Below are 5,895 nucleotides of genomic sequence, written 5' to 3' on the forward strand. Positions count from 1 at the left end.
GCCGAATTGGACAGATCCGCAGGCGGTGCTACAGTTATCTCTCGTTGCGCAGGGGAAACCCCGCATGGAGCCGTTGTCAAACGACACGGATGATGTGCTAAATTTTTCCCGGTAACGCCAGCGCCCCTAGCTCAATTGGCAGAGCAATTGACTCTTAATCAATGGGTTCTGGGTTCGAGTCCCAGGGGGCGCACCCCACAAGTTCGACCGCATTGCTGGCAATGCGGTCGAACTTTTTTATTGCCCGATTTCACGGCTCAATGAAATGTACGACCAGGAAACTGCGCAACCTCTACCGAGGTGGCGTAGTCCAGGCCGGTTCGCGGGATTACTGTGCTGCGCTGGCGGGGTTCTCCGCATCCTCCCGCACCACACCGTCATCGGTAACTTCCAATTTCCATCGGGCTCCACCCAGAGTGGAAATGATCTCCGCCAATGAACGCCGAAGATTCTCATCCATGAGGGTGCCTTCACCCAACAAATCGTTTTCCAACTTGGATGCCGTGTCCAGGACCTTCTCCCCCTCCGGAGAGATGGACACGACGTGTGAACGGCGATCACGAACATCCTTGGATCGGGTGATATGCCCGTGAACCTCAAGTCGATGCAAAGTCTTGCCCATGGTCTGAGCCTGAACCCGAACCTTGTGTGCAAGCTGCGCCTGGGTCATACTACCCTCGGCCTGCAGGACGTCCAGGGCCATCACACCGGCATGGGTGATTCCCAGGGATGCGAGGCTCTCGTTCCACGCATGTTCCACTAGGCGCGCCGCAGTTGACAGCAGGCGATTTGGGGGCCACTGGTTTCGATGAGACATACCCCCCAGTATACCCGCCAATGGCCAATCGGCAGATTATGGTCAGGGTACTGATAAAGCAAATTCGTGACGTAAGGTACCTTATCCACCACATGTCCTGCGCGTCAGCCATTCTGTAACTTCTGGCCTGGAGCGAGCTCATGCCCTCGAGCGGCCGGTCGAGATGCGCGAGCACTGTTACCCAACCGGAAGGAAGCCCCCTGTGACAACCACGTTAACTGCCGGAGACACCGCCCCCGCGTTCACCCTCCAGGATGCGAACGGAGACGACGTCTCCCTCGGGGACTACCGCGGCCGGCGCGTGATCGTGTATTTCTACCCCAAGGCAGCCACTCCCGGCTGCACCACGCAAGCGTGTGATTTTCGTGACAACCTCGCGCGGTTTACTGCAGATGGGTTTGCGGTGCTGGGAATCTCCCCGGACGCCCCGACTGCCCTGGCGCGCTTCACGGACAAGCAGGAACTGACGTTTCCGCTGCTCTCGGACCAGGACCATTCCGTAGCCGAAGCCTACGGCGCCTGGGGCGAGAAGAAGAACTACGGCAAGACGTACGAGGGCCTCATCCGCTCCACCGTGGTCGTGGATGCCCAGGGTGTCGTGGAACTGGCGCAGTACAACGTGCGCGCCAAGGGCCACGTGGCCAAGTTGCGCCGGGACCTGCACCTGGACTGAACGGCGGGACCGGAGCACCCGGGCCGGGCACTGCGATGCGGGCACCCGACACGTTCGGCCACGATTGTGCGGTTACCATGGTTCTCGTTCGCCGGGTAGGCCCGTGCGAGCTGCGCGAGTGGTGGAACTGGTAGACACGCAGGATTTAGGTTCCTGTGCCTCACGGCGTGCGGGTTCGATTCCCGTCTTGCGCACCAACCCGGTTAGCTCCATCAACAGCTGTCGGTCGGTGAAAGGATCAGCCTCGTTGAGCACCTCGGAATTCCAGTTCGGGCGTCGCGGGTTCCTGGCCGCGGCCGGGCTGGGAGTAGTGCTCACCGGTTGCGGTGCCACCACGCCACGGTCTCAGGACTCCCCGGCCCTGCCCGACGCCTCGTTCGTCTTTGCCCAGGCAGCTTCTCCCGCCACACTGGATCCGTCCATCAGTAATTCGGTGGAAACTTCTCGGATCGCCGCTCAAGTCCTCGAGGGTCTGGTCAGAGCAGACCCCTCGACCGGGGAGCCTCTCCCGGGTCTGTCGGAATCCTGGGAGCTCGAGGCCGACAACCGTTCCGTAACCTTCACCCTCCGGCGCGGGATCTCGTTCCACGACGGCGCCGCCCTGAACGCCGAGGCCGTGTGCGCGAACTTCGACAAGTGGCGGAAGCAGGCCGAGTCGGATGAGCCCTGGGCGCCCAGGACGTCCTTTGCCACGGTGTTCCGACACGGCAACACGGATCCATCCACACCGTCCAGCTACGGCGGTTGCGAGGTGGTCGATGAGCGCACGGTCAAGATCGTGCTGCGCCACCCGTACCACCCCCTGCTCCACGCGCTGACCCAGCCATCGTTCGGTCTTGCCTCACCCGACAGCATCGCCGCCGACACCTCGGGCAGCCATCCCGTGGGCACCGGTCCGTTCCGCTTCGACTCCGCCGATGCCACGGCGGTCCGACTGAGCGTCAATCCCGATTACTGGGCGGACCTGGGCCACCTAGGCAGCGTGGAGTTCCGCAGTGTCCCGGACTCCAAAGTCCGGTACGCCGCACTCGTATCCGGCCAAGTGGATGCCTATGACCAGGTCGGCCTGGACGATTTCGCCCCCCTGGCCCGCAGCGGCACCCAGGTGCTGTTCCGCGACCCGTATTCCGTGTCCTACGTGGGGATCAACCAGCGTCTCCCCCTGCTGCAGGACGTGACGATTCGCCGCGCAATCGCTGCGGCCATTGATCGAGGTGCCATTGCCCGGGAGCTGTTCCCCAACGGCACCAACGTGGCCAATCAGTTCATCCCGGCGCGATTCAACGTGGATGGTGATGACCTACAGGTCCCAGGATTCAACCCGCAACGCGCCCGAGACCTGCTCGCCGACTCGGACTACGACGGCGAACGGCTGAGCTTTTATTATCCGCGCAACACCTCCCGGCTGTACCTGCAGAAACCCGAGCAGGTCTTCGCCATGATGTCCGAGCAGCTCACGCGGGTGGGATTTAATCTGGACCCGGTAGCCCTGGAATGGGATGACGACTATGTGCAGAAAGTTACGGATCCGGAGTCACGTCATGCCCTCAGCCTGATGGGATGGAGTGGCGGGTTCCGAGATCCGGACAATTTCCTGGGCCCGTTGATGGGCTCCCCCAACGCCGAGTTCGGGATTCGGAACACGGGCCTGTTCACGGCCGTCAATCGCGCGGCCGCGATGTCCGACGACGCCGCCCGGGCCAACACCTACCGGGCGTTGAACAATCGGATCTCCAGAATGCTGCCGGCCATTCCGCTTGCGCACCCCGTATCGGCCGTGGCCGTCAACAGCAGGGTCGAGACCTTTCCCCTGACCTCGACCGGACACGAACTGTTCAACGACCTGACCCTGCGTAGCGGCTGACGAATCGGCATCTCGCACTGATTTCCATTCGGTGATCGTCGCGGGCTGGAGATAGTCTTGATGTGAACCTCACGCGGCGCACCGACGCGCCCGCAAAGCATTCCGGGAGACACCTTGACTTCAACTCAGCCCACAGAATCCACCGACGTTCTTCTGGTTGGCGCAGGCATCATGAGTGCCACGCTTGCAACCATCCTCAAGGATCTTCAGCCCCACTGGGACATGACCATCCTGGAGCGTCTGGACCGCGCAGGGTTGGAAAGTTCCAACGCCTGGAACAACGCCGGCACCGGTCACGCCGCCCTGTGTGAACTCAACTACGCGCCCCAGGCCGCGGACGGTTCCGTGAGCGCACAGAAGGCACTCAACATCAACGAGCAGTTCCACGTGACCCGCCAGCTGTGGTCCACGTTGGTGGAGAACGGAGTGCTCAAGGAGCCCTCCGGCTTCATCAACCCGGTCCCCCACATCTCCATGGTGTTCGGCGAGGACCACGCCGACTACCTGCGCACCCGCTACGACTCGTTCAAGCAGAACAAGCTCTTCGAACGCATGGAATTCTCGGTGGACCGCGACAAGATCGCCGATTGGGCCCCGTTGACCATGCACGGTCGTGGTGCCGGTCGTGTGGCTGCGACCTTCGCCCCCGAAGGCACAGACGTGGACTTCGGTGCGCTGACCAATCAGCTGATCGACTACGTCGCGGGCCAGGGTGCCACGGTCCGGTACGGCCAGCAGGTCACGACCCTGAACCGGCAGTCCGACGGTTCCTGGCTGGTCAAGGTCGAGGATCTCCTCAACAGCGACAACAACCGGAGCATCCACGCCAAGTTCGTGTTCCTCGGCGCCGGTGGTGGCGCCCTGCACCTGCTGCAGCGCTCCGGTATCAAGGAAGCCAAGGGGTTTGGAGGTTTCCCGGTGTCCGGGCTGTTCCTGCGTAACACCGATCCCGCCGTCACCTCTCAGCACAACGCCAAGGTGTACGGGCAGGCCTCCGTGGGAGCACCGCCCATGTCCGTGCCGCACCTGGACACCCGTTACGTCAATGGCCAAAAGGCCGTGATGTTCGGTCCCTATGGCGGATTCAAACCCAACTTCTTAAAGCACGGTTCTTTCCTGGACCTGCCCAAGTCGGTGCGTGCGCACAACCTCTACCCCATGACTCGCGCGGGACTGGCCAATCTCGACCTGGTCAAGTACCTCCTGAGCGAATTGACCAAGACCCGCTCCCAGCGCATGGACGCCTTGCACGAGTACTACCCCACCGCCGAGGCCGGCCAGTGGGATCTCATCGAGGCCGGCCAGCGCGTCCAGGTCATGAAGAAAGATCCCCAAAAGGGTGGCGTGCTGCAGTTCGGCACAGAGCTGGTGACCAGCGCGGACGGATCCATCGGCGCGTTGCTGGGCGCGTCCCCTGGTGCTTCCACCGCGGTACCCATCATGTTGAACATGTTGTCCCGTTGCTTCCCGGCCAAAATGTCGGAGTGGGAGCCACGGTTGAAGGAACTCATTCCGGCCTACGGTGAAAAACTCAACGACAACCCGCAACTCGCGGACGAGATCATTGGCCACACTTCCGAGGTGCTGGGTATCCGCTGACCTGCTGAGTCACCCGCGGCCCGAGCCGGGGCTGCGTTTCCACGGGAGCATTTGTACATGTCGTACAAATGCTCCCGTGTTGTTTCCACAATTCGCACCCGGTATCGCGATGTGCACTCTTCCGGGGACAGGGTTACCCACAGGTGTCAGAAATGTGGACACTGGCGACACCGGAGCTTTGGCTGCGGTTTCGTAGCATGGAAAGAACGCTCATAGGGGGTGAGCGTTCAAAGGGGGAATTATGCCATCAAGAGGGAGTATCGAAGCGTGGGAGGCCGTAGGCCGTTGCCACGTCTCCGTGACCCGCGTACTACAACGCAACGTGAACTTACATGGTTTGTCGCGCCGAGAATTCGAGGTGCTGGCAACTTTGTCCACAGCTGATCGCAGTGGTTTGAGATTGCGTGACCTCAACAGTCATGTACTGCTGACCCAGTCGAGTCTCTCCAGAATGTTGGAACGTCTCGAGTTGAAGGGCTTGGTCACCCGGCGCCAGGATGCGCAGGACCTACGGGGTGTGCGTGTCGCGCTGACCAGTAGTGGTTCGGAATTGTACGAGGCCATTTCTGTGGGTCATGACCAAATGGTTGCCGAACTCATCAGCACAGCGCTCGATCCGGATGAAGTCCGAGTGCTGATGCGGTTGAGCGAACGCGTCCACCAGTACTCATTGTCTTTACACCGATAGGCCCGCTGGGCTCGGAAGGGGACCGAGTGCCGCGGTGAGCTGCGGGGTGCATGATCCAGCGCCCACAGCTCAGTAGACTGTCTAAGAACTGTCATCAGCACCAGCGACACATTTCTTAGAGAGGACTACGCGATGAGCGAGCAAAAGCTTGAAGCCACGCAGCGCCGCGACCACGCGGCCCCAGATCCGGACCACGATGCCAAGCCCGACTCTCCCACTGATCTCAAGGGACAGTCGTGGGGGTACGTGTTCAA

Annotated in this window: 5 protein-coding genes and 2 tRNA genes; 6 read left to right on the forward strand and 1 reads right to left on the reverse strand. The window is 61.5% G+C overall.

Annotated elements, in window-relative coordinates:
* Window positions 1–120: 120 nt before the first annotated feature.
* Window positions 121–193 (forward strand) — tRNA-Lys (locus Q4E95_RS10575).
* 135 nt (window positions 194–328) lie between these two features.
* Here Q4E95_RS10575 and Q4E95_RS10580 read toward each other — a convergent pair.
* Complete coding sequence (locus Q4E95_RS10580) at window positions 329–817, reverse strand: MarR family winged helix-turn-helix transcriptional regulator (RefSeq protein ID WP_303383274.1); 489 nt, start codon at window positions 815–817, stop codon at window positions 329–331.
* 202 nt (window positions 818–1,019) lie between these two features.
* Here Q4E95_RS10580 and bcp point away from each other — a divergent pair, with 202 nt between their 5' ends.
* From bcp to Q4E95_RS10605, 5 genes are all read left to right on the forward strand, one after another.
* On the forward strand, window positions 1,020–1,490 hold the full coding sequence (gene bcp / locus Q4E95_RS10585; protein ID WP_303383275.1) for a thioredoxin-dependent thiol peroxidase: 471 nt from the start codon (window positions 1,020–1,022) through the stop codon (window positions 1,488–1,490).
* A gap of 112 nt (window positions 1,491–1,602) precedes the next feature.
* Window positions 1,603–1,687, forward strand: a tRNA-Leu gene (locus tag Q4E95_RS10590).
* Between the two features lie 50 nt (window positions 1,688–1,737).
* Window positions 1,738–3,354, forward strand: a complete 1,617-nt coding sequence (locus tag Q4E95_RS10595) for an ABC transporter substrate-binding protein (protein WP_303383276.1) — start codon at window positions 1,738–1,740, stop codon at window positions 3,352–3,354.
* A gap of 114 nt (window positions 3,355–3,468) precedes the next feature.
* Entirely contained in the window at window positions 3,469–4,953 is a 1,485-nt protein-coding gene (locus Q4E95_RS10600) for a malate:quinone oxidoreductase (RefSeq protein WP_303383277.1), read from the forward strand.
* 241 nt (window positions 4,954–5,194) lie between these two features.
* The gene (locus tag Q4E95_RS10605) at window positions 5,195–5,641 is read left to right on the forward strand and encodes a MarR family winged helix-turn-helix transcriptional regulator (protein ID WP_303383278.1); all 447 of its coding nucleotides are present in this window, start codon (window positions 5,195–5,197) and stop codon (window positions 5,639–5,641) included.
* Window positions 5,642–5,895 lie beyond the last annotated feature (254 nt).

The sequence above is a fragment of the Kocuria sp. genome (assembly GCF_030536815.1).
GTDB classification, from domain to species: domain Bacteria; phylum Actinomycetota; class Actinomycetes; order Actinomycetales; family Micrococcaceae; genus Kocuria; species Kocuria gwangalliensis.

What these genes read in the sequence shown, in the direction of transcription:
- Q4E95_RS10580 (WP_303383274.1), bottom strand. Translation starts at nt 817, where the DNA reads ATGTCTCATCGAAACCAGTGGCCCCCAAATCGCCTGCTGTCAACTGCG.
- Q4E95_RS10605 (WP_303383278.1), top strand. Translation starts at nt 5,195, where the DNA reads ATGCCATCAAGAGGGAGTATCGAAGCGTGGGAGGCCGTAGGCCGTTGC.